The organism is Pseudomonas sp. DW-iso17 (assembly GCF_058725345.1).
The window spans coordinates 206,482-230,229 of record NZ_JBZXEA010000021.1; the positions used below are offsets into that span (position 1 = coordinate 206,482).

15 protein-coding genes and 2 pseudogenes are annotated in these 23,748 nt (G+C 61.4%); 8 read left to right on the forward strand and 9 right to left on the reverse strand.

Annotated elements, in window-relative coordinates:
• Positions 1-54: 54 nt before the first annotated feature.
• The 4 genes from AC4PS6_RS15340 to putP form a co-directional block, all read right to left on the reverse strand.
• The gene (locus AC4PS6_RS15340; protein WP_014716619.1) at positions 55-891 is read right to left on the reverse strand and encodes a 23S rRNA (adenine(2030)-N(6))-methyltransferase RlmJ; all 837 of its coding nucleotides are present in this window, start codon (positions 889-891) and stop codon (positions 55-57) included.
• A gap of 97 nt (positions 892-988) precedes the next feature.
• A complete protein-coding gene (locus AC4PS6_RS15345; protein ID WP_058410298.1) occupies positions 989-1,714 on the reverse strand; it encodes a DUF4123 domain-containing protein in 726 nt (241 codons plus the stop codon).
• Positions 1,714-3,735 (reverse strand): type VI secretion system tip protein TssI/VgrG, encoded by a 2,022-nt coding sequence (locus AC4PS6_RS15350; RefSeq protein ID WP_198833508.1) that lies wholly within the window; start codon positions 3,733-3,735, stop codon positions 1,714-1,716. Before AC4PS6_RS15350 ends, AC4PS6_RS15345 begins: the two co-directional genes overlap by 1 nt.
• A 216-nt stretch (positions 3,736-3,951) precedes the next feature.
• Positions 3,952-5,436, reverse strand: a complete 1,485-nt coding sequence (gene putP, locus AC4PS6_RS15355) for a sodium/proline symporter PutP (RefSeq protein ID WP_105225518.1) — start codon at positions 5,434-5,436, stop codon at positions 3,952-3,954.
• A gap of 461 nt (positions 5,437-5,897) precedes the next feature.
• Between putP and putA the strand changes: the two genes are divergently transcribed.
• Both putA and AC4PS6_RS15365 read left to right on the forward strand, forming a co-directional pair.
• On the forward strand, positions 5,898-9,851 hold the full coding sequence (gene putA / locus AC4PS6_RS15360; RefSeq protein ID WP_019818318.1) for a trifunctional transcriptional regulator/proline dehydrogenase/L-glutamate gamma-semialdehyde dehydrogenase: 3,954 nt from the start codon (positions 5,898-5,900) through the stop codon (positions 9,849-9,851).
• Positions 9,852-10,092: 241 nt separating this feature from the next.
• Positions 10,093-11,895 (forward strand): acyl-CoA dehydrogenase, encoded by a 1,803-nt coding sequence (locus tag AC4PS6_RS15365; protein WP_336826784.1) that lies wholly within the window; start codon positions 10,093-10,095, stop codon positions 11,893-11,895.
• Between the two features lie 3 nt (positions 11,896-11,898).
• Here AC4PS6_RS15365 and AC4PS6_RS15370 read toward each other — a convergent pair whose 3' ends face one another.
• Both AC4PS6_RS15370 and AC4PS6_RS15375 read right to left on the reverse strand, forming a co-directional pair.
• Positions 11,899-12,192, reverse strand: a complete 294-nt coding sequence (locus AC4PS6_RS15370; protein WP_003187971.1) for a cell division protein ZapA — start codon at positions 12,190-12,192, stop codon at positions 11,899-11,901.
• Complete coding sequence (locus tag AC4PS6_RS15375) at positions 12,189-12,419, reverse strand: hypothetical protein (protein WP_003187970.1); 231 nt, start codon at positions 12,417-12,419, stop codon at positions 12,189-12,191. The genes AC4PS6_RS15370 and AC4PS6_RS15375 overlap by 4 nt, the downstream gene beginning before the upstream one ends.
• Positions 12,420-12,763: 344 nt before the next feature.
• Here AC4PS6_RS15375 and AC4PS6_RS15380 point away from each other — a divergent pair.
• From AC4PS6_RS15380 to selO, 5 genes and pseudogenes are all read left to right on the forward strand, one after another.
• Positions 12,764-13,420: pseudogene (locus tag AC4PS6_RS15380) on the forward strand (MCP four helix bundle domain-containing protein); the annotation flags it as partial.
• A 303-nt stretch (positions 13,421-13,723) separates the two neighbouring features.
• A pseudogene (locus AC4PS6_RS15385) lies at positions 13,724-14,323 on the forward strand (methyl-accepting chemotaxis protein); the annotation flags it as partial.
• A 241-nt stretch (positions 14,324-14,564) separates the two neighbouring features.
• Positions 14,565-16,307, forward strand: a complete 1,743-nt coding sequence (locus AC4PS6_RS15390; RefSeq protein WP_014716612.1) for a potassium/proton antiporter — start codon at positions 14,565-14,567, stop codon at positions 16,305-16,307.
• 49 nt (positions 16,308-16,356) lie between these two features.
• On the forward strand, positions 16,357-19,740 hold the full coding sequence (mscK, locus tag AC4PS6_RS15395; protein ID WP_014716611.1) for a mechanosensitive channel MscK: 3,384 nt from the start codon (positions 16,357-16,359) through the stop codon (positions 19,738-19,740).
• A gap of 48 nt (positions 19,741-19,788) precedes the next feature.
• Positions 19,789-21,252, forward strand: a complete 1,464-nt coding sequence (gene selO / locus AC4PS6_RS15400; protein WP_060767928.1) for a protein adenylyltransferase SelO — start codon at positions 19,789-19,791, stop codon at positions 21,250-21,252.
• A 41-nt stretch (positions 21,253-21,293) separates the two neighbouring features.
• On the opposite strand, the gene AC4PS6_RS15405 is transcribed toward selO, so the two are convergent.
• A complete protein-coding gene (locus AC4PS6_RS15405) occupies positions 21,294-21,518 on the reverse strand; it encodes a hypothetical protein (protein WP_032904074.1) in 225 nt (74 codons plus the stop codon).
• A gap of 81 nt (positions 21,519-21,599) precedes the next feature.
• Here AC4PS6_RS15405 and trxC point away from each other — a divergent pair, with 81 nt between their 5' ends.
• Positions 21,600-22,034, forward strand: a complete 435-nt coding sequence (gene trxC / locus AC4PS6_RS15410; protein ID WP_336826783.1) for a thioredoxin TrxC — start codon at positions 21,600-21,602, stop codon at positions 22,032-22,034.
• A gap of 131 nt (positions 22,035-22,165) precedes the next feature.
• On the opposite strand, the gene AC4PS6_RS15415 is transcribed toward trxC, so the two are convergent.
• Positions 22,166-22,384 carry a DUF6124 family protein gene (locus AC4PS6_RS15415; protein ID WP_336826782.1) on the reverse strand — a complete coding sequence of 73 codons (219 nt, stop codon included), beginning with the start codon at positions 22,382-22,384 and terminating at the stop codon, positions 22,166-22,168.
• Positions 22,385-22,869: 485 nt separating this feature from the next.
• Positions 22,870-23,640: a ParA family protein gene (locus AC4PS6_RS15420; protein ID WP_020301660.1), complete on the reverse strand. Its 771-nt coding sequence runs from the start codon at positions 23,638-23,640 to the stop codon at positions 22,870-22,872.
• Between the last annotated feature and the right edge of the window lie 108 nt (positions 23,641-23,748).

The following is a 23,748-nucleotide window of genomic DNA, read 5'->3' on the forward strand; positions in this document are numbered from 1 at the left end:
CGTGACGCGGAGCGTCACAGGCTGCGTTACCACGCGGAGCGCGGGAACGATCGGTTACTCGGCGATCAGCCAATCCATCTGCCAGCCACCCTGGGTCTGGCCCAGTTGCTTGGACAACCATGGCAGCAACTCACGCAATTCCTCTTCCAGGCCCCACGGCGGGTTGGCAATCGCCAGGCCCGAGCCGGTGAGGGTGTTGGGCGTGTCCAGCGGATGCACCAGCAACTCCACACGCAGCAGCTTCGGCGCACCGGTACCGGCCAGGTCCTGGTAGAAACGGCGCAACATGCGCTGGTCTTTCACCGGGTACCAGATCGCCGCGACCGTCTGGCGCATACGGCTGACGGCTTCCTTGAGGGACGCCGCGCAACGCTGCATTTCGTCGAGTTTTTCAAACGGCGGGTCGATCAGCATCAGCCCGCGCTTTTCCGGCACCGGCAGCAAGGCCCGTGGCACATGCCAGCCCTCGCCCAGATGCACTTTGACGCGGCGATCACCCTTCATGTTGTCCTTGAGCAGCACGCCATCTTCCGGGTGCTTCTCATTGAGCAGCACACGGTCCTGGGGCCGTGTGAGGCGGCGCGCCAGTTCCGGCGAGCCCGGGTAGTAGCGCAACTGGCCATCCGGGTTCATCTCGTGCAGCACGCGCATGTAGTCGGCGGTGAGCGGAGGCAGGTCGCTTGCGCCCCACAGGCGAGCGATGCCTTCCAGGTACTCACCGGTGCGGTTGGCCTGGTCGCCCTGCAAGTCGTACAAGCCAATGCCTGCGTGAGTGTCGAGGTAGGCGAACGGCTGTTCCTTGCGCGACATAAGGGCGATGAGGCGGGTCAAGGTCAGGTGTTTGAAGACATCGGCGTGGTTGCCGGCGTGAAAGGCGTGACGATAATTCATGGTTGCTCCTGCGCAGGGGGCGAAGTTTACCTCCTACCGACGCAAAGGTGCAGGGCCGCACGGCAGGCGGCACGGATGTCACGCTATCGCCAGGGGCTCAACTGAGTTGCGAGGCAAGGTAATCAGCCAACGCGCCATGGCTGACTTGCGGCCTGCGTACGAAGTAGGCGACCTTGTGCTGCAAGGTCGCTGGCGTAAACGCGGTGTAGAGGTCAGGGCGCTGTTCCTGGAGCCATTGCAACAGGTTGTCGACCAGCACCTGCGGTGACTGCTGGGCCATATGCATCAGCAACGATGCCGGTACCTGCCACCACGGGCTGGTTGGGGCCGCAGTGACTGATTTGGGCGCCACCGACAGCGGTTGGCCGTTGACCAGGTAGCGCTGGAACACCGGCAACACGCGCGCCGCCTCGTCGCCTAATGACTGCAACATCGGCAAAAGGTGCGCGCCGTCCCAGAAGCGCAAAAACACCGGCTGGCTTTCCGGCAGGTACACCTGGGTCAACCCCTTCAAATGCGCGATCACCACCTCCAGCGGGCTGGATGAGACCGCCAGCCAGCCCCAATCCGCCGCTTGGGTGGCGGCTATCCACTCGAGAAAAGCACTGCTCGGCTCAACGACGCCAACGTAGGGCATGACCTCATCCCAGTCGGCGTAGGCCGTGCCCACCCAGATCGGTCGCGGCATCTTCCCCGCAGCCGTGGCTTGCCAGGCGGCGAGCGGCTTGGCGTCGCTGGCATTGCCCAGCACGGCGTACAGCTGTTCATCTGGCTGCAACGGGTAGTGCGCCAGCCAGGCATTGGGCGTCAAGGGCGCGGGCATCAGGACGCACTCCGTGCATGGGCGCCGATGTCACACTGGCCGTTCTTGCAGCGCTCGCATTCTTCGCAGAACGGCGCGCTGCGTTTCAGGCTGACCACTTGTGCGCGGCTTAACGGCGCGGGAACCACGGTCAATAAAGTCTCGTTCAATCCAGGCATCAACGGTGCAGGTGTCGGAGCAGGCGCGCTGCCGAGCTGGATCGGCACACTGCTGAATATCCCGCCCGCTGACAACGTGATCGACTGCCCACCCGCCTGGATCGTCACGCTGGCACCCGCATCAATAATGATGTTTTGCCCGGCCCCCAACGCAATGGTCTGCCCGGCACGCATGTGCTGCGAACCGCCAACCACCAGATGGTCATCCTGCTTGAGCTGCGTCAAACGGTTGCCGTGGGTGATGCGCTGCTCTTCGCCCCGCAGCTCATGGCGCGACTCGCCGCCCACCTGCACGCGACGCTGGTTATCGACCTGTACCTGCTGGTCGTGCAACACATGCTGGGTCCAGTCCCGCTGGGCGCGCAGGTAGATTTCCTCAGCGCCCTTGCGGTCCTCGATACGCAGTTCGTTGTAGCCACCACCGCCAGGGCTGCTCTGGCTACGCCAGAGACTGCGGGTCTTGTCTGCGGGCAGGTCGAGGGGCACTGGCGTGGCGGCGTTGGGCAGGCACCCCACCACCAGCGGCATGTCCATGTCGCCATTGACGAACCCCACCAGCACCTCCATACCGACCCGGGGGATCAGCACCACGCCATAACGGTCATGGGCCCAGCCGCTGGCTACCCGCAGCCAGCAACTGGAATGGTCGTTGTGCTCACCGACACGATCCCAGGCCAGTTGCACCTTGACCCGGCCGTACTCGTCACAGTGGACCTCACTGTCAACCGGGCCGGTAACCACCGCGCTTTGATACCCCGACACCGTCGGGCGCGGCTGCTCTGGCAAGGGCGGACGAAACACCGCCTCCCATGGCGCGGCCACAAATGCGTTGCGATACCCCTGGTGCAGCTCCCCACCTTCTTCCTCGGTAACCGCCTCCTCCAGCACCTGAGGCTGTTTGCCTTCATGGCGCACCTGCGTCACCAGCCACAAATCATTCCAGTCCTCGCGGGGGTGCTCGCGCAACTGCAAAAACCGGCCACTGGCCAATGTCGGCTCATCGCCCTGGCCATGGGCACTGCGGTAGTCGCTGCGGTGCCGCTCCAAGCCACGCTGGGCGAGGTATCGGCCATGGGCTCGGTCGGAAAAATTGCCGGGGTAGTGCTGCGCTTCAAGCTTGGGCAAAGACTCATCGACGGCTGCGCTTTCCAGCTCGACATGGGGTTTGCGAAAGTCGTAATCGCGCAGGTTCAACGCCGTGGTCCGGGTCGCCAATTGCAAGGTGAAGCGCTTGATCCCAGGGGTATCGGCCACCATTCCCGAACCTGGCCGGTAAGGCGTAGGCTGATCCATCTGGGCAAACACCGTCTGGTCATCGCCAAACACCAGCAGATGCCCTTCGGGGGAATGCTGGAAGTGATAGTGAATCCCCAGTTCGGCACACAGGCGCTGAATGAACGCCAGGTCGCTCTCGCCGAACTGCACGCAATATTCACGCTCCGGGTAATCACCGCTCAACCGGAACTCAAAGCGATCACTGTGAATCCCCTGCCCGGCCAGCACCTGAGCAACAATCTGCGGCACCGTCTTATGCTGAAAAATACGCTGATGGCTGCTGTGCGCCAGGTACGCCAAATGCGGCGCAAGACTGAGTTGGTAACGCGTCAAGCGCCGGCCCGAGTCGCCCTGGGCTACCCGATACACCAGGCCATGAACGCCATGCCCCTGATCATCGAAGCCCAAGTACACCTGGCGATGCAGCAAGCCCTCCAGATCGATATCCGGTTGCTCGCAGACCAGCTCAAGTTCAAACCGGTAAGGCTGGCTGATGGCCTCGGTGCCGTTGAACGCGAACACCTTGAAGTCACTGGGCGACCCATCCAGGGCCAGGGTAAATGCGGGTTGGTTGGCAGGAGCGAACATCCGGTGTTTCTCTGCGAAGGGTGGGCGGCCGATTCTGCACCAGCCGTTCGCCTGGCCGAGCGCTGCCTCGGCAAATAAGTAAGGTCCTACGTGAGTACCGCTGGAATCCACGGGCATCGGCGGCTATTGCACCAATCAGCCCAGCAAAAAAAGGCCCAGCGTCCTTCGGACGTGGGCCTTTCTTGTTCGCTCAGCAGGCGTTAAACGCCCAGCGAATTACTTGTTCAAGTTGTAATCTTTTTCCGCCGCGTCAAAACGCTCGACCATACCCACCGTCGGTGCGCCCATCTTGCTCACGAAGTAGATCGCCAGGCTGGCGAAGATGAAGCCTGGGATGATTTCGTACAGGCCCAGCAATTCGAAGTGCTTCCACACGATCACGGTGATTGCGCCGACCAGGATGCCGGCCAGCGCGCCGTTGCGGGTCATGTGTTTCCAGATTACCGAGATCAGTACCACAGGGCCGAAGGCTGCACCGAAACCGGCCCAGGCGTAGCTGACCAGGCCCAGTACGCGGTTTTCCGGGTTGGCTGCCATGGCGATGGCGATCAAGGCCACGACCAGCACCATCAGGCGACCGACCCATACCAGCTCAAGCTGGGACGCGCCCTTGCGCAGGAACGCCTTGTAGAAGTCTTCGGTCAGGGCGCTGGAGCACACCAGCAATTGGCAGCTCAGGGTGCTCATCACAGCCGCCAGAATGGCCGACAGCAACACACCGGCAACCCATGGGTTGAACAGGATTTTGGCCAGTTCGATAAACACACGCTCTGGGTTTTCAGTCACCGGGCCTGCTACTTCCGGGTGCGCCGAGAAGTAAGCGATACCGAAGAAGCCCACTGCCACGGTGCCGCCCAGGCACAGGATCATCCAGGTCATGGAAATACGACGCGCCTTGGCGATCGATTTCACCGAGTCCGCCGCCATGAAACGCGCAAGGATGTGCGGTTGGCCGAAGTAGCCCAGGCCCCAGCCCATCAGCGAAATAACGCCGATGAAGGTGGTGTTTTTCAGCATGTCGAAGCTGGTCGGGTCCTTGGCTTCAATGGCCAGGAAGGTGGTGTCTACGCCGCCGGTGGCCAGCAGCACGATGATCGGCGTAAGGATCAGCGCGAAGATCATCAGCGTGGCTTGTACGGTGTCGGTCCAACTGACTGCCAGGAAACCACCGATGAAGGTGTAGGCAATGGTCGCTGCAGCACCGGCCCACAGCGCGGTCTCGTAGGACATGCCGAAGGTGCTTTCGAACAGGCGGGCGCCGGCGACGATTCCGGAGGCGCAGTAGATGGTGAAGAACACCAGGATCACCACGGCGGAGATGATCCGCAGCAGGCCGCTCTTATCTTCGAAGCGGCTGGAGAAGTAATCCGGCAGGGTCAGGGCGTCGCCGTTGTGTTCGGTCTGCACCCGCAGGCGGCCGGCCACGAACAACCAGTTGAGGTAAGCACCGACGATCAGGCCGATGGCAATCCAGCTTTCCGACAGACCGGACATGTAGATCGCGCCCGGCAAGCCCATCAACAGCCAGCCACTCATGTCGGAAGCACCGGCGGACAAGGCTGTCACCACGCTACCGAGGCTGCGACCGCCCAGGATGTAATCGGAAAGGTTGTTGGTGGAGCGATAGGCCATCAGGCCGATCAGCACCATTGCTGCGATGTAGATCACGAACGTGATCAGGGTTGGATTGCTAACGCTCATAGGAGTGACGCCCTGGCTTTGTTTTTATGTAGCGACGGTCATGGGGACGGCCACCCGTGGATAACCGGATAGACGAACCTGCATGCCGCGCATTTATGACTGGCGTTTCCCCAGGAAAGCCGCCAGCCGATGAACCCACCCTGAGGGTTGGTTGCACCTTGGTGCGCGAATGCTATTCAACAAAGCAAATAAGGTGCAACCAGTTTCTGCCGATTAAGTTGCACCCAAGTATGTTTTAGGACAAACGCGCTTTTTTTGCTCCTTTTCGGAGCAAGAACAGCCGATCTCAGAAGCAAATGCACCAGCGCGGAGCGGATTCGGTCGCCTGTTTATTTTTTTCCGATCAAGCGTCGAACATTTAACCAACAAAAGGGTTGCACCCGGTTGCACCTCGGGATGGGCAAAGCTAATCTTGCCGCCAGCAGATGCCACTCGGTAGTGGCACCCATGAGGATAAAAAAATGGCAACGACCACCCTTGGGGTCAAACTCGACGACCCGACCCGCGAACGCCTGAAGGCCGCCGCGACCTCCATTGATCGTACGCCACACTGGCTGATCAAGCAGGCGATTTTCAATTACCTGGAGAAACTCGAGGGTGGTGCAACCCTGTCCGAGCTCAATGGCTTGAGCAGCAAGGAGGCCGATGATGCCGGCGAGGTCCAGGCCGACCACGCCCACCAGTGCTTCCTTGAGTTCGCCGAGAGCATCCTGCCGCAATCGGTATTGCGTGCCGCAATCACCGCCGCTTACCGGCGCCCCGAGCCGGAAGTGGTGCCGATGCTGATCGAACAGGCGCGCCTGCCGGCGCCGATGGCCGAAGCCACCAACAAGCTGGCCGCGAGCATTGCCGAAAAACTGCGCAATCAGAAGAGTGCCGGCGGCCGTGCCGGTATTGTTCAGGGCCTGCTGCAAGAATTCTCCCTGTCGTCCCAGGAAGGCGTGGCGCTGATGTGCCTGGCCGAAGCGCTGCTGCGTATCCCGGACAAAGGCACCCGCGATGCGCTGATCCGCGACAAGATCAGCACCGGCAACTGGCAGCCACACCTGGGCAACAGCCCTTCGCTGTTCGTCAACGCCGCCACCTGGGGCCTGCTGCTGACTGGCAAGCTGGTGTCGACCCACAACGAAGCGGGCCTGACCTCGTCCCTGAGCCGCATCATCGGCAAGAGCGGCGAGCCGATGATCCGCAAGGGCGTCGACATGGCCATGCGCCTGATGGGCGAGCAGTTCGTTACCGGCGAAACCATCGCCGAAGCCCTGGCCAATGCGAGCAAGTTCGAAGCCAAGGGCTTCCGCTATTCCTACGACATGCTCGGTGAAGCCGCCCTCACCGAACACGACGCCCAGAAGTACCTGGCCTCGTACGAACAAGCCATTCATTCCATCGGCAAAGCCTCCCATGGCCGTGGGATCTATGAAGGCCCGGGCATCTCCATCAAGCTCTCCGCCCTGCACCCGCGCTACAGCCGTGCGCAGTACGAGCGTGTGATGGACGAGTTGTACCCGCGCCTGCTGTCGCTGACCTTGCTGGCCAAGCAGTACGACATCGGCCTGAACATCGACGCCGAAGAAGCCGACCGCCTGGAGCTGTCCCTGGACCTGCTCGAGCGCCTGTGCTTCGAGCCGCAATTGACTGGCTGGAACGGCATCGGCTTTGTGATCCAGGCGTACCAGAAGCGTTGCCCGTATGTGATCGACTACGTCATCGACCTGGCCCGCCGCAGCCGCCATCGCCTGATGATCCGCCTGGTAAAAGGCGCGTACTGGGACAGCGAAATCAAGCGCGCCCAGGTCGAAGGCCTGGAAGGCTACCCGGTGTACACCCGTAAGGTGTACACCGACGTTTCCTACATTGCCTGCGCGCGCAAACTGCTGTCGGTGCCGGAAGTCATCTACCCGCAGTTCGCCACGCACAACGCCCACACCCTGTCGGCTATCTACCACATCGCCGGTCAGAACTATTACCCCGGCCAGTACGAGTTCCAGTGCCTGCACGGCATGGGTGAACCGCTGTACGAACAGGTTGTAGGCAAGGTTTCCGAAGGTAAGTTGAACCGTCCGTGCCGTGTGTACGCGCCGGTCGGTACCCACGAAACGCTGCTGGCCTACCTGGTACGCCGCCTGCTGGAAAACGGCGCCAACACCTCGTTCGTCAACCGCATCGCTGACCAGTCCATCTCGATCCAGGAACTGGTAGCCGACCCGGTGGCCAGCATCGAGCAAATGGCAACCCAGGAAGGCGGTTTCGGCCTGCCGCACCCGCGCATCCCTTTGCCGCGTGACCTGTACGGCAGCGACCGCGCCAACTCGGCCGGTATCGACCTGGCCAACGAACATCGCCTGGCCTCGTTGTCCTGCGCCCTGCTGGCCACTGCTCACAACAACTGGAAAGCCGCGCCGATGCTCGGTTGCGCCGCCAGCAATGAAGCGGCACAACCGGTTCTGAACCCATCCGACCTGCGTGACGTGGTCGGCCAGGTACAGGAAGCCACCGTCGAAGACGTCGACAACGCCATCCAGTGCGCCATCAGCGCCGCGCCGATCTGGCAGGCCACCCCGCCCGCCGAACGTGCTGCCATCCTGGAACGCGCCGCCGACCTGATGGAAGGCGAGATCCAGCCGCTGATGGGCCTGCTGGCCCGTGAAGCCGGCAAGACCTTCGCCAACGCCATCGCCGAAGTGCGTGAAGCCGTGGACTTCCTGCGTTACTACGCGGTGCAGGCGCGCAACGACTTTACCAATGACGCCCACCGCCCATTGGGCCCGGTGGTGTGCATCAGCCCGTGGAACTTCCCCCTCGCCATCTTCAGCGGTCAGGTAGCTGCAGCGCTGGCTGCCGGTAACCCGGTGCTGGCCAAGCCTGCCGAGCAGACGCCGCTGGTGGCTGCCCAGGCCGTACGTATTCTGCTTGAAGCCGGTATTCCGGAAGGTGTGCTGCAATTGCTGCCAGGCCAGGGCGAAAGCGTCGGTGCCCGTCTGGTGGGTGATGATCGCGTCAAAGGCGTGATGTTCACCGGTTCCACCGAAGTGGCGCGCCTGCTGCAACGCAATGTCGCCGGTCGCCTGGATGCCCAGGGTCGCCCGATTCCACTGATCGCCGAAACCGGTGGCCAGAACGCGATGATCGTCGATTCCTCGGCGCTGACCGAACAAGTGGTGATCGACGTCGTGTCGTCGGCCTTCGACAGCGCCGGTCAACGTTGCTCGGCACTGCGCGTACTGTGCCTGCAGGAAGATTCGGCAGACCGTGTGGTCGAAATGCTCAAGGGCGCCATGGCTGAATGCCGCCTGGGTAACCCGGAACGCCTGTCGGTCGACATCGGCCCGGTGATCGACGCCGAAGCCAAGGCCGGTATCGAGAAACACATCCAGGCCATGCGTGACAAAGGCCGCAACGTTTACCAGGTGGCGATTGCCGACGGTGAAGAGATCAAGCGCGGCACCTTCGTGATGCCGACCCTGATCGAGCTGGAAAGCTTCGACGAACTGCAACGCGAGATCTTCGGCCCGGTGCTGCACGTAGTGCGCTACAAGCGCAAAGAGATCGACCAGCTCATCGGCCAGATCAACGCTTCCGGCTACGGCCTGACCCTGGGCGTGCACACGCGCATCGACGAGACCATCGCCAAGGTGATCGACAACGTCAATGCCGGTAACGTCTACGTCAACCGCAACATTGTTGGCGCCGTGGTCGGCGTGCAGCCGTTCGGCGGCGAAGGCCTGTCGGGCACTGGCCCGAAAGCCGGTGGCCCGCTGTACCTGTACCGCTTGTTGTCGACTCGTCCTACCGATGCAATCGAGCAATCCTTCGTACGCGGCGACAAGTTGGCCGCGCCGGATGTGCGCCTGCGTGATGCCATGAGCCAATCGCTGACCGCCCTGAAAACCTGGGCCGACGGCAATAAGTTCAGTGAACTGAGCGCCCTGTGCACGCAGTTCGCCGCCCAGTCGCAAAGCGGTATCACCCGCCAACTGGCCGGCCCGACCGGCGAGCGCAACAGCTACGCCATCCTGCCGCGCGAGCACGTACTGTGCCTGGCCGAAGTGGAAGGCGACCTGCTGACCCAACTGGCGGCGGTATTGGCCGTCGGTGGTTCGGCGGTATGGCCGGAAACCGAGCTGACCAAGGCCTTGTTCCCACGCCTGCCTAAAGAGATTCAGGCGAAGATCAAGCGCGTGGCTGACTGGACCAAGGACGACGTGGTGTTTGACGCCGTGCTGCATCACGGTGATTCCGACCAACTGCGTGCGGTGTGCCAGCAAGTGGCGCAGCGCGGTGGGGCGATTGTTGGGGTGCATGGCCTGTCGCAAGGCGAAACGGCGATTGCGCTGGAGCGTCTGGTGATCGAGCGTGCGTTGAGCGTAAACACCGCCGCGGCGGGTGGTAACGCCAGCCTGATGACCATCGGCTAACTGACACACCGCGGCTGATCGCGGCTGATCGTTCCCACGCTCCGCGTGGGAATGCAGCTTAAGGACGCTCTGCGTCCAGAAGCGTGACGCGGAGCGTCAAAAGAGGCGTTCCCACGCAGAGCGTGGGAACGATCTCGATGCCTCGCCAGCGTTCTGCCCTTCTATCACTTAAATCAATCTTGCTAGCCACCCTACATTCGCGCACTTAGACTCAGGCCAATTCCTTCAAAGGTACGCCGCCATGTCCGAGACGCTGCTCAGTTCCCGCAATCTGGCTTTCGAGCTGTATGAAGTCCTCGATGCCGAGGGCCTGACCCAGCGCGAGCGGTTTGCCGAGCACAACCGCGAAACTTTCGACGCTGCAATCAGCACGGCGCGCAGCATCGCCGAAAAGTACTTCGCCCCCCACAACCGCAAGAACGACGAAAACGAACCGCGTTATGAGAACGGCCAAGCGATCCTGATCCCGGAAGTCAAACCCGCCGTAGACGCCTTCCTGGAGGCCGGCTTCCTCAACGCAGCACGTAGCTTTGAAGCAGGTGGCATGCAACTGCCGACCCTGTTGTCCCAGGCCTGTTTCGCGCACTTCCAATCGGCCAACGCCGCCTCGACGTCCTACCCGTTCCTGACCATGGGCGCCGCCAACCTGATCGAAAGCTTCGGCACCGAGGAGCAGAAACAACGCTTCCTGCAGCCAATGATCGACGGGCGCTTCTTCGGCACCATGGCCCTGACCGAGCCCCATGCCGGTTCTTCCCTGTCGGACATTCGTACCCGTGCAGAACCCGCGGCTGACGGCAGTTATCGGCTCAAGGGCAACAAGATCTTTATCTCCGGTGGCGACCATTCGCTGTCGGAAAACATCGTGCATATGGTGCTGGCAAAATTGCCGGACGCTCCCGCAGGCGTGAAGGGCATTTCGCTGTTTATCGTGCCCAAGTTCCTGGTCAACGAGGACGGCAGCCTGGGCGCTCGCAACGATGTGCTGCTGGCAGGGCTGTTCCACAAGATGGGCTGGCGCGGCACCACGTCCACGGCGCTTAACTTTGGCGATAACGGCAACTGTGTCGGCTATCTGGTGGGCAAGCCGCACCAGGGGCTGAGCTGCATGTTCCAGATGATGAACGAGGCACGCATCGGCGTGGGCATGGGCGCGGTGATGCTCGGTTACGCCGGCTACCTCTACTCCCTGGACTACGCCCGCGAACGGCCCCAGGGGCGCCTGCCTGATAGTAAAGACCCGAGCACCGCACCGGTGGCGATCATCCAGCACGCCGACATCAAGCGCATGCTACTGACCCAGAAAGCCTATGTGGAAGGCGCCTTTGACCTCGGACTCTACGCGGCGCGGCTATTCGACGACACCACCACCCTGCAAACCGACACCGAGCGCAAGCAAGCCCACGAACTGCTCGACCTGCTCACGCCCATCGTCAAATCCTGGCCGTCGGAGTTCTGCCTCAAGGCCAACGAGCTGGCGATCCAGATTCTCGGCGGCCACGGCTACACCCGCGAATACCCGGTGGAGCAGTACTACCGCGACAACCGCCTGAACCCCATCCATGAAGGCACCCACGGCATCCAGTCCCTGGACCTGCTCGGGCGCAAATTGGCGCAGAACGGCGGCGCCGGTTTAAAGCAGTTGATTCGCCTGATCGCCGAAACCGGAGCCCGGGCGCAAAAGCACGCTTCACTCACGGCACTGCGAGAGCCTCTGGAGCAACTGGTAAACCGGCTGCAAAGCGTCACGATTGGCCTGCTGACCGATCTCGCCCAAGGCAAGGTCAACAGCAGCCTGGCGAACTCGGCGCTGTACTTGAAAGTGTTCGGGCACACGGTGATTGGCTGGCGCTGGCTGGAACAGGCGATCCGCGCCGAAGAAGGGCTGGCCAAGGGGGAAGCGGCTGACGCGGCCTTTTATAAGGGCAAGCTCCAGGCCGCCCGGTACTTCCTGACCTGGGAAGTACCGAGCTGCCATCATGAACTGGCGATTCTGGAAGCACGCGACGATACGTGCCTGGGCATGCAAGAGGAATGGTTCTAGCCCTCAGGGCTGACCGATCACCTTAGAGATCACATCGACCGTGGCGCTGACTTGCTCTTGGTAACGGTCGAGTTCCTGCTGGTGCGCCTGTTGCATTTCAATCTGCTCGGCGCACAGGTTCAGCGCGGCCAGTACCAATAGCTTGTCACCGATCAGGGTCGGGTACTTTTTCTTGGTAACCGCCAGGGAGGCTTTGAGCATGGTCACTGCATGCATCAGGGTCTGATCTTCGCCGGCCGGTGCCTTGATCGAGTAATCCTCTCCGAGAATCGAAACGACCTTTATGCCCTCACTCATGCGCTGACAGGCCCTGCACTTACACGCTCAACCAGCGCCTGGATGCGGGCGGCGGTGGCGCCGTGCTTTTCTTCCTGTTCCATCAGGTTCAGTTGCAGGCTGTCGTTTTCGTCCTTGGCGCGGGCCAGCTCGGCCTTGAGGGATTCGTTGCTGCCCAGCAGTTCTTGATTCTGCTGTACGAGGTCGCTGACCAGTTGTTCCAATTGGCTGAGGGATGCTTCTAACATTTTGATTTCTCGGGCGTTTAAAAAGGGCGGTGACGATAAAGAAAATTCACCTCGGATGCCAGGGTTATCCCCGGCCGCGCAGCCCGATGTTGCAAGGCCGGGCCGCACTTTCGAGCCTTAGTGACTGCATTTACCCGATCTGGTTCCTGAACTCACCCAACCCCTGGTCCGATGCGACAAAAGCGCGCGCCCCCCTTAAGACTTTAGTCGCATGGCCGATAAGGCGGGCACACCTCGTCTCATGGCCGCATGGATAGCGCCTCCCCCAGGACTCCAGCATGTCTCTTCGTAATATGAATATCGCCCCGAGGGCCTTCCTCGGCTTCGCGTTTATTGGCGCCTTGATGTTGTTGCTCGGTGTGTTCGCCCTGAACCAGATGAGCAAAATTCGTGCAGCCACCGAAGACATCACCTCGGCCAGCGTGCCCAGCATTCGCGCCCTGGATGAATTCACCCAACTGACCCTGCGCCTGCGCGTGCTGTCGTACCGCTTGCTGACCAACCGCGAGCCGGATGTACAGCAAAAGACCCTGGAAGCCTTTGAACTGCGCAATCAGCAGATTCGCACAGCCCAGGACATCTACGAAAAACTGATCACCAGCACCGAAGAGCGCAACGCTTACAACGAGTACGTGCGCTTGCTGGGTCAGTACCGCCAGATTGAAGAGCGCATGAAGAGCCTGTCTCGCGCCAATCAGGTCAACGAGCTGCGCAGCCTGCTCAACACCGAGTTGCTGGACAACTCCGAGCAGGTCAATGCGGTCTTGACCCGCTTGCTGGATATCAATAACGACGACGCCAACGCCACCAACCAGCGCGCCAAAGACCAATACGACATGGCCTTTGACCTGGTGGTAGGCCTGCTGGTGGTTGCCACGGCGCTGACCTTGCTGTTCGCCTGGCTGCTGACCCGCAGCATCACCCTGCCCATCGCACAGGCGCTAGAAGCCGCCGAAGAAGTGGCCGAAGGCAACCTGACGCGCCCGATCACCGTGGACGGCAACGACGAAGCCGGACGCCTGCTCGCGGCCATGGCCAAGATGCAACACAAACTGCGCGACACCCTGCAACGTATCGCCGGCTCCGCTACCCAGCTGGCGTCTGCCGCTGAAGAGCTGAATGCGGTCACCGACGAAAGCGCCCGTGGCCTGACCCAGCAGAACAACGAAATCGAACAGGCCGCCACTGCCGTCAACGAGATGACCAGCGCGGTGGAAGAAGTCGCACGCAACGCGGTGAGCACCTCCGAAGCCTCGCGCAACGCCACCACCTCTGCCGGCGACGGCCGCGACCTGGTGCAGGAAACCGTTAGCGCCATCGAACGCATGAGTACCGATGTGCAGGCCACAGCGTCCCTGATTGGCGATCTGGCCAATGAATCGCGGGATATCGGCAAAGTGCTGGACGTGATCCGTGGCCTGGCTGACCAGACCAACCTGCTGGCCCTGAACGCCGCGATCGAAGCAGCGCGAGCCGGGGAAGCCGGGCGTGGTTTCGCCGTGGTGGCTGATGAAGTGCGGGCGCTGGCCCATCGCACCCAGCAGTCCACCAGCGAAATCGAGCGCATGATCGGCAGCATCCAGACAGGCACTGAGCACGCGGTGGATTCGATGCGCAACAGCACCGAGCGCGCCGAATCGACACTTAACATCGCACGAGGCGCGGGCCTGTCGCTGGACACCATCAACACGGCGATTGTGGAGATCAACGAGCGCAACCTGGTGATCGCCAGCGCGGCGGAAGAACAGGCCCAGGTGGCGCGGGAAGTGGACCGCAACCTGGTGAATATCCGTGACCTGTCGGTGCAATCGGCCACCGGCGCCAGCCAGACCAGTGCGGCGAGCGGCGAATTGTCGCGGTTGGCGGTGGACCTGAACGGGATGGTCGGAAGGTTCCGCCTCTGAAATAAGCCTTTGCTCACACCGCATACCCTGTGGGAGCTGGCTTGCCTGCGACAGCAATCTATCAGCTAACGCCCCTGGCGCCTGGCACACCGCAATCGCAGGCAAGCCAGCTCCCACATTTGATCGATGCGCAGCCACAAAAGCTTTTTGACAGCGCAGCAATTCAACAGGTTAGAATCCCTGGCACGCAGACTGCATGGTCAGTTTGCGTCCTGTCTTCCCCTGCCCTGGAGTACTGCCTTTGAATGCGACGACCATCAACAGCCTGTTCTTGATCGGCGCGTTGCTGGTGACTGCGAGCATTCTGGTGAGTTCGCTTTCGTCACGCCTGGGGATCCCCATCCTGGTGATTATCCTGGCCGTGGGCATGACCGCCGGGGTCGATGGCGGTGGCATCATTTTCGATAACTACCCGACCGCCTACCTGGTGGGCAACCTCGCCCTCGCCGTGATCCTGCTCGACGGCGGTTTGCGCACCCGGGTGGCGAGTTTCCGCGTGGCGCTGTGGCCGGCATTGTCCCTGGCCACGGTGGGGGTGTTGATTACCACCGGCCTCACCGGCATGGCCGCGGCCTGGCTGTTCGACCTCAATATCATCCAGGGCCTGCTGATTGGTGCCATTGTCGGCTCCACGGACGCCGCGGCGGTGTTCTCACTGCTGGGCGGCAAGGGCCTCAACGAGCGGGTCAGCGCCAGCCTGGAGATCGAATCCGGCAGTAACGATCCGATGGCGGTGTTCCTCACCGTCACCCTGATCGACATGCTCGCCAGCGGCCAGACCGGCCTGCACTGGAGCCTGCTCACGCACCTGATCCGCGAATTCGGCATCGGTGGCCTGGTAGGCCTGGGTGGCGGCTGGCTGATGTTGCAGCTGGTCAACCGTATCAACCTGGCCAACGGCCTGTACCCGATCCTGGTGATCGCCGGCGGCCTGTTCGTGTTTGCCCTGACCAACGCCCTGCACGGCAGCGGCTTCCTCGCCGTGTACCTGTGCGGGCTGGTGATCGGCAACCGCCCGGTGCGCAGCCGCCATGGCATTTTGCATATGCTCGACGGCATGGCTTGGCTGGCGCAGATCGGGATGTTCTTGGTGCTGGGCCTGCTGGTCACGCCTCACGATTTGCTGCCCATCGCCCTGCCCGCCCTGGGCCTGGCGCTGTGGATGATCCTGTTTGCCCGGCCGCTGTCGGTGATGGTTGGCTTGCTGCCATTCAAAGCGTTCCACGGGCGCGAAAAGGCCTTTATCGCCTGGGTCGGCCTGCGCGGCGCGGTACCGATCATCCTCGCGGTGTTCCCGCTGATGGCCGGTCTGCCCCATGCACAGCTGTACTTCAACCTGGCGTTCTTTATCGTGCTGGTCTCGCTGTTGGTGCAGGGCACCAGCCTGCCGTGGGTGGCCAAGTTGCTTAAAGTCACCGTACCGCCGGACCCGGCGCCGATTTCCCGGGCAGCGCTGGAAGTGCACGTTACCAGCGAGTGGGAGCTGTTCGTCTACCGCCTGGGCGCAGAAAAATGGTGCATCGGCGCGGCCCTGCGCGAGCTGAAAATGCCCGAAGGCACGCGCATCGCCGCGCTGTTTCGTGGCCAGCAACTGCTCCATCCGTCGGGTAGTACGGTGCTGGAAGTCGACGATTTGCTCTGTGTGATCGGCCACGAACACAACCTGCCGGCTCTGGGCAAACTGTTCAGCCAGGCACCGCAACGGGGCCTCGATTTGCGCTTCTTCGGCGACTTCGTCCTCGAAGGCGACGCCCAGCTGGGCGCGGTTTCCGCCTTGTACGGGCTCAAGCTTGAGGGTATCGACCCGGACATGCCGCTGAGCCGTTTCATCACCCAGAAGGTGGGCGGTGCACCGGTAGTCGGCGACCAGGTGGAGTGGAACAACACCATCTGGACCGTCGCGGTCATGGACGGGAACAAGATTGGCAAAGTCGGCGTCAGATTCCCCGAAGGAAGTCGCCCGGGCCCCGGACTCTTCCTCTAAACTGCGGGACAACGACGCCCCGATTCTTCACTTTGCAAGACCGGTCTCTATGCCAACCCTGCGTACTTTTCTCGCCACTGCCCTGCTGGGCCTGACCCTTTGTGTTGGCAGCGTATACGCCGCCGACCCGCCCAGCGCCGAAGCCGTCCAGCAAAGCCTGGATAAACTGCCCGACCGCAAGCTGCCTGACGCCGACATGAAGGCGCTGCAGGCGACCCTGCAACAGACCCTGACCTACTTGGGCAATCAGCAGGACTACGAGCAGCGCCTGGCCGACCTCAAGCGCCAGCTGGAAGAGGCCCCGCGCCAGACCAATGAGAACCAGCGTGAGCTGGCGCGCCTCAAGGCCACCAAAATCATTCCGGTGGCCCAACGCTACGCCAGCCTGCCGGTGCCGCAGCTTGAGCAGTTATTGGTGCAACGCAGCACCCAGCAAGGCGACCTGCAAAAAGAACTGGCCGACGCCAACAGCCTGACCATCGCCGCCCAGACCCGCCCCGAGCGCGCTCAGACCGAAATCAGCAGCAGCCAGACGCGCATCCAGCAAATCAACGCGACGCTCAAGCTTGGCAAAGACAACGGCAAGCCCCTCAGCAGCGACCAGCGCAACCAGCTCAACGCCGAACTGGCGGCCCTGAATGCCTTGATTCCCCTGCGCCGCCAGGAATTGGCCGGCAACAGCCAGCTGCAAGATTTGGGCAACAGCCAGCATGACCTGATCCAGGAAAAAACCGCACGCCTGGAGCAGGAAATCCAGGACCTGCAAACCCTGATCAACCAGAAACGCCTGGCCCAGTCCCAGCAGACGGTGACCCAACAGTCCATCGAAGCGCAGAAAGCCGGCGGCAGCAGCATCCTGGCCAAGGAAAGCGCAGACAACCTGAAGCTGTCCGACTACCTGCTCAAAAGCACCGACCGCCTCAACGACCTGACCCAGAAAAACCTGCAGACCAAGCAGCAACTGGACACCGTGACCCAAAGCGATTCGGCCCTGGACGAGCAGATCAACGTGCTCAAGGGCAGCCTGCTGCTGTCCAAGATTCTCTATAAACAAAAGCAGGCCCTGCCGCGTCTGACCGTGGACAAAGACCTGGCCGACGACATCGCCAACATTCGCCTGTACCAGTTCGAGGTCAACCAACAGCGAGAGCTGATCACCTCCCCCAGCGCCTATGTGGACAACCTGCTGGCCAACCAGCCGCCAGATGAAGTCACCCCGCAACTGCGCCGCACCCTGCTGGAAGTGGCGATCACCCGCAGCGACCTGCTGGAACGCCTGAGCCGCGAACTGAGCGCACTGCTCAACGAATCCATCACCCTGCAACTGAACCAGAAACAACTGCTCAGCACCGCCAGCACCCTGCGCGCCACGCTCGACGAGCAAATGTTCTGGATCCCCAGCAACAAGCCGCTGGACACCGAATGGCTGGAAACCGTACCGGCGCACCTGAGCAAGCAGGTCACCACCCTGCCCTGGGCGTCCAGCGTCAGCGAGCTGTATGACGGCCTGACCCAACGCCCGCTGCTGTTCCTGCCGTTGCTGTTGCTGATCGGCGCGCTGCTGTGGCGGCGCAATGCGCTGTATGTGCGCCTGAAAAAGGTTCACCAGGACATCGGCCACTTCAAGCGCGACAGCCAGTGGCATACGCCGCAGGCCATCCTGATCAACATCCTGCTGGCGATGCCCGTGGCCCTGGGCCTGGCGCTGTGCGGCTACGCGTTGCAGATCGACGCCCGCGGGCAAAACGCCAACCTGGGCGCGGCCTTGCTGCAGATCGCCCAAGCCTGGCTGGTGTTCTACACCGCCTACCGCATCCTCGCGCCGGGCGGCGTGGCGGAGCTGCACTTTCGCTGGGAGAGGCCGCAGGTCGAATTCCTGCAAGGCTGGATACGCAAGCTCGGGCTGGTGGTACTGGCGTTGGTGGCCGTGGTCGCAATTGCCGAACATCAACCGGCCGCGCTGGCTGACGACGTGTTGGGTATCGCCGTGGTATTGACCTGTTACGGGCTGATGGCCTGGCTGCTGGGCCGCCTGCTGCTGAACAGCCCAACCCACGAAAAGGCCTCATTGTTTCGCAAAGCGATCGGGGTGGTGTTCACCGCCCTGCCCATCGCGCTGTTTATTGCCGTGTGCTTTGGCTATTACTACACCGCGCTGAAACTCAGTGACCGGCTGATCAACACCCTGTACCTGCTGATGTTCTGGCTGGTGATCGAAGCCACCTTCGTGCGCGGCCTGGGTGTTGCCGCACGGCGCCTGGCCTACGCCCGCGCCCTGGCCAAACGCCAGGCAGCCAAGGAGGCCGGTGACGGCGAAGCGGTGATCGAAGAGCCGACCCTGGACATCGAGCAGGTCAACGAACAGTCCATGCGCCTGATCCGCCTGGCCCTGCTCGGTGGCTTTATCGCGGCGTTGTATTGGGTGTGGTCGGACCTGATCTCGGTATTTTCCTACCTGGACAACGTCACGCTGTACGAATACACCAGCGGTACCGGTGCGAATATCAGCATGGTGCCCATCAGCATCGGCGACCTGCTGGGGGCGTCGATTATCATCGGTATCACCTTCGCCCTGGCGCGCAACCTGCCCGGCCTGCTGGAAGTGCTGGTGCTGTCCAAGCTGGACTTGGCCCAGGGCAGCGCCTACGCCACCACCACCTTGCTGTCCTACATCATTGCCGGCGTGGGGTTTGTCACCACGCTGTCTACCCTCGGCGTGAGCTGGGACAAGCTGCAGTGGCTGGTGGCGGCGCTGTCGGTGGGCCTGGGTTTCGGTATGCAGGAGATCTTCGCCAACTTCATCTCCGGCATCATGATTTTGTTCGAACGCCCGGTGCGCATCGGCGACACCATTACCATCGGCAACCTGTCGGGTACGGTGAGCAAGATCCGTATTCGTGCCACCACCATTACCGACTTCGACAATAAAGACATCATTGTCCCCAACAAGACCTTCATTACCGGGCAGTTGATCAACTGGTCGCTGACCGACACCATCACTCGGGTGACCCTCAAACTCGGCGTGGACTACGGCTCCGACCTCGACTTGGTAAAGGAACTGTTACTGAAGGCCGCTCGGGAAAACCCTCGGGTCCTGAAAGAACCGGAACCCCATGTGTACTTCCTCAACTTCGGCGAAAGCACACTGGACCACGAGCTGCGCATGCACGTGCGCGACCTGGGCGACCGCAACCCGGTGCTCGACGAGGTCAACCGCTTTATCAACCGTGAGTTCAAGAAACAGCACATCAACATCTCGTTCCGGCAGATGGAGATCTACCTGAAAAACCTCCACGGCCAGGAATACAAACTGGTGCCGGCCGAGGATGAGCGCAAGACCATCGTGCAGCCCGTCGACCAGCCCGACGCCCCAGAGCCACCTGCGGGCAAAGTAGTGGATGCGCCGGAGCCGCCACCCAGCAAACTCGACTAAATGCCCTATCCCCAGCAGAATGCTCGGACATTCTGCTGGAGATGGCCGGTGAAAGCCCTCGACGAACTGACCTTCGACAATCGCTTCGCACGCCTGGGCGATGCGTTCTCAACCCACGTTCTGCCCGAACCCCTGGACGAACCGCGCCTGGTGGTAGCGAGCAAGGCCGCCATGGCGCTGCTCGACCTCGACCCGGCCGTGGCCGAAACCTCCGTGTTTGCCGAACTGTTTGGCGGCCACAAACTGTGGGCCGAAGCCGAGCCACGGGCGATGGTGTATTCCGGGCATCAATTCGGCGGCTACACCCCGCAGTTGGGCGATGGCCGCGGGTTATTGCTGGGCGAGGTCTATAACGAGGCCGGCGAGCATTGGGATTTACACCTCAAGGGCGCCGGGATGACGCCTTACTCGCGCATGGGCGACGGGCGTGCCGTGTTGCGCTCTTCGATTCGTGAATTCCTCGCCTCCGAGGCCCTGCATGCGCTAGGCATCCCCACCAGCCGCGCCCTGTGCGTGATCGGTTCCAGCACGCCGGTATGGCGGGAGAAACAGGAACGCGGGGCGATGGTTTTACGCCTGGCCCACAGCCATATTCGCTTCGGGCACTTCGAATATTTCTATTACACCAAGAAGCCTGAGCAACAGGCCGAACTGGCCGAGCACGTGCTGAACCTGCACTACCCCGAATGCCGCGAGCAACCCGAGCCTTACCTGGCGATGTTCCGCGAGATCGTCGAGCGCAACGCCGAAATGATCGCCAAGTGGCAGGCTTATGGTTTTTGCCACGGCGTGATGAACACCGACAACATGTCGATCCTGGGCATTACCTTCGACTTCGGGCCCTTCGCGTTTCTCGATGATTTTGACGCGCACTTCATCTGCAACCATTCCGATCATGAAGGCCGCTACTCCTTCAGCAATCAGGTGCCGATCGGGCAATGGAACCTCAGCGCCTTGGCCCAGGCGCTCACGCCGTTTATCAGCGTTGACGCACTCAAAGAAGCCCTCGGCCTGTACCTGCCGCTGTACCAAGCGCACTACCTGGACTTGATGCGCCGCCGCCTGGGCCTGACCACCGCCGAAGACGCCGACCAGCAGTTGGTGGAGCGCTTGCTCAAGCTGATGCAGAACAGCGGCGTGGACTACACGCTGTTCTTGCGCCACCTGGGCGATGAACCCGCTGCTCTGGCCGTGGCGCGGCTACGTGATGACTTTGTCGACCTGGCCGGGTTCGACGCCTGGGCCGAGCAGTACAAGGCCCGCGTGGCGCGGGACGGGGATTACACCCAGGAACAGCGCCGTGAGCGCATGCACGCGGTCAACCCGCTATATATCCTGCGCAACTACCTGGCCCAAAACGCCATCGCCGCCGCCGAATCAGGCGACTACAGCGAAGTCCGGCGGCTGCATGAAGTGTTGACCAGGCCGTTTGAGGAGCAAGCAGGGATGGAGCAGTACGCGCAACGGCCGCCGGATTGGGGCAAGCATTTGGAGATTAGTTGTTCGTCGTAAGTCCTAAAGACGGTCGGATTATTCTGCGGTGAGTAGGCTCATCAGATCTGAGGCATACGCTGATGCTCCAGATCATAGGCCTCCACCCAGTCAGAAATGATGTCAAGTAGCCCACTCATTGGATGGTCTTCATCTTCTCCTGTGATATCGAGCAGCTCATCAATCGCCTCGACCAGGACGCCATAATCATCCTCGGTTTGGGGTTTGCGCAGCAGCGTTGCAACGTAAGGCCAATGTTCAATGGCCAGTTTTAGAGCGTGGTTCATGCTTTGTCCTTTTTTCGCGTGTTGATAAACCGCGTCGCCGACACCAGATTGAAGCCAATAGCCGCCCCCAAGGAGCCCCCGATGTCCGAATCTCTTGTAATCCCCTGCCCACATTGCAACGGCCTCAACCGCATCCCCGGCGAACGCCTGGCTGATGCGCCCAAGTGCGGGCGTTGCAAGCAGTCGGTGTTGCTGAACAAACCCTTTGATTTGAAACAGGGTGACTATGCCAACCAGATCAAGGGCGACCTGCCGCTGCTGGTCGATGTGTGGGCCGACTGGTGCGGGCCGTGCAAGTCGTTTGCTCCGATATTCGAACAGGCCGCCGGGCAGTTGGAAGGCAAGTGCCGGCTGGCGAAGCTGGACAGTGAGGCTAACCAGCAGCTGTCGGCTCAGCTGGGGATTCGCTCGATTCCCAGCTTGATCCTGTTCAAGAACGGCCGCGAAGTGGCGCGCCAGAGTGGGGCGTTTCCGTTGCCGCAGTTGATGAGTTGGTTGCGTAGCCAGGGGGTGTAAACATCCCCCTCCATCAACTCGGTCAATGTGGGAGCTGGCTTGCCTGCGATGCAGGCGACTCGGTCGGCCTGATACACCGAGGTGATGCCATCGCAGGCAAGCCAGCTCCCACATTAGATGCATTTCATGCGTTAGGTCAGCGGGGCTTCGCGGTCCATCATCTGGCTGACCAGCATGACGCCCAGTTCGCTTAACTGGTGGATGGCCAGCGCTACGTCGCGGTGTTCGCCGGTGAGGTCGTTGGACAGGTTGAGCAGCAAGGTGCGCACCGAGGAGAAGGTTTCGTAGCTGTTGAATACGAGGGTTTCGGTGGGGAGGTTGGGTGAAACATTGAAAAGACGGATAGACATGCATTTGTTCCCTGATAGGGCCACTACCGTTTCGCTACTAAACGAAGGGTGGAAGCTGTACGCAGGTTAGTAGACCGGGGAACAAAGCAAAGACCGGCGCACCCGAAGGTGCCCTGCGCACAGCCACCATCAGATAGGCGATAAACGCCATGCTTTTGGAGCAGGTGCACATGCTTTGGTCGGTCGGGCTACTAAACCCGATCACTGAACATTCAGCGACCGGCAAACCTTAGAGACGCCCATCCAGACGCACAAGCCGGCGGATTCTGGCGTAGCTGTAGGCAAGGTTACAAGGCACAAGCCCCATTGCCAGCCCCTTCCTACATACCTTGTGGGACAAATCCAACTCACCTGCCGACATGCAATCCAAACTGTGGGAGCTGGCTTGCCTGCGATAACGGTGTTCCAGGCGACACATTGACTCAATGTGCCGCCCTCATCGCGGGCAAGCCCGGCTCCCACAGTGTTCGGTGTTGCCTGTGGGGTCAGGCGTTCTCAAGTAAGTTATGCAACTCCACAAACTGCTGCGTCAGCTTATGCCGTGGGTCCAGATGAATCAGCGGCTTGCTCTCCTGGTGCGACTCGCGCATACGCACGGAGCTGGCCAGGTACACCGGCAGTACCGGCAGCCCTTCGGCAATCAACTCATCGAGAATCTGCTGCGGCAGGCTCGCCCGTGCCTGGAATTGGTTGACCACGATGCCTTCCACTTCCAGGCCTTCGTTATGGTCGTCCTTCAATTCTTCGATCTCTGCTAGCAGGCCATACAAAGCCTGGCGCGAGAAGCTGTCGCAGTCGAAGGGGATCAGCACCCGATCAGCGGCAATCAGCGCCGAAACCGCATAGAAGTTCAAGGCCGGAGGCGTATCCAGGTAAATGCGGTCGTAATCCTCGCTCAGCTCATCCAGCAGCTTTCGCAGCTTGTTGATTTTGTGCTTGGCTTCGAGCTTGGGCTGCAGGTCTGCCAGCTCGGCGGTGGCGGTGATCACGTGCAGGTTGTCGAACGGCGTTTCGTAGATATCCACCTTGTTCTTCTTCGAAAACGGCCCGGAAGACAACGTCTGCTTGAAAAAATCCGCGATCCCCATGGGGATGTCGTCACCCGTCAGCCCGGTGAGGTACTGGGTTGAGTTGGCCTGTGCATCGAGGTCCACCAACAGGGTTCGATAACCTTCGCTGGCGCTGACCGCCGCCAGGTTGCAGGCGATGCTGGACTTGCCCACACCGCCTTTTTGATTGAACACCACGCGCCGCATGGAAAAACCTCCGTGTATCAATGAATCCCCCGAGTGTAGAGCGCAAAAGCGCCGGTTAGCTACCTTGTTCATCCTTGCGCGCTGTCTGGCTCACAAATGAATGGAAAC